This is a genomic window from Actinomadura physcomitrii (assembly GCF_008923205.2).
In the GTDB taxonomy this organism is placed as follows: domain Bacteria; phylum Actinomycetota; class Actinomycetes; order Streptosporangiales; family Streptosporangiaceae; genus Spirillospora; species Spirillospora physcomitrii.
On sequence record NZ_WBMS02000104.1, the window covers coordinates 1 to 1,137 of the forward strand.

Consider the following 1,137-nt stretch of genomic DNA (forward strand, 5'->3'; position numbering starts at 1 on the left):
CCCGACCCGCCCCAGCGCAGCTGCACCAGCTCCGCCGCGATCGACACCGCGGTCTCCTCCGGCGTCCGCGCGCCCAGGTCCAGCCCGATCGGCGAGCGCAGCCGCGCCAGCTCGGCGCCGGTGAGGCCGGCCTCGCGGAGCCGGGCGAGCCGGTCGTCGTGGGTGCGCCGCGACCCCATCGCGCCGACGTACCCGGCGCGTGTCCGCAGCGCCACCTCCAGCAGCGGGACGTCGAACTTCGGGTCGTGGGTCAGGACGGCGATCGCGGTGCGCTCGTCGGTCGCGCCGCCGGCCTCCTCCAGGTACTTGTGCGGCCACTTCACCACGACCTCGTCGGCGTCCGGGAACCGCTTGGGCGTCGCGAACACCGGGCGCGCGTCGCAGACCGTCACGTGGTAGCCGAGGAACTTGCCGACCCGCGCCACCGCCGCCGCGAAGTCGATCGCGCCGAACACCAGCAGCCGGGGCGGCGGCGCGAACGAGTGCACGAACACCGCCAGGTCGTCCAGCCGCCGCTCGCCCTCCCGGCCGTAGTGCCGCTGCCCGGTGAGGCCCTGCGCCAGCATGCCGCGCGCGTCGTCGTCGACCGCCGCGTCCAGGCGCGCCGCGTACGGCTCCCCCGGCGCGAGCGAGCCGGACGCCCGGTCGCCCCAGACGACGCGGCGCGCGCCGATGCGTCCCGGACCGGCGACGACCGTCGCGACCGCGACCGGCTCGCGCGCCCGGATCGCCGCCGCGACGTCCGCGAACTCCGGGAACGTCGCCGCCCCGACCGGCTCCACCAGCACGTCCAGGATCCCGCCGCAGGTCAGCCCGACCGCGAACGCGTCGTCGTCGGTCACCCCGTTACCGCTGCACGACCGGCTCCCCGCTCGCCATCACCGACCGCGCCAGCTCGTACACCGCGCCCTCGACGCAGCCGCCCGACACGCTGCCGGCGACCTCGCCGCCCGCCGACACCGCCATCGCGGCGCCCGCCGGGCGCGGCGCGCTGCGGAAGGTGTGCACCACCGTCGCCAGCCCGAACGTCTCCCCCGCCGCGTACCAGCCGGCGATGTCATCCAGCACGTCGCGCATGCGCCCGTCCCCTTCCGGTGTCGGCGATCAGCCGCGCCAGCCCCTCCAGGGCGGCGAGGC

1 pseudogene is annotated in these 1,137 nt (G+C 77.1%); it reads right to left on the reverse strand.

Annotated elements, in window-relative coordinates:
* Positions 1-1,077, reverse strand: a pseudogene (locus F8568_RS46435) (XdhC family protein); the annotation flags it as partial.
* Between the last annotated feature and the right edge of the window lie 60 nt (positions 1,078-1,137).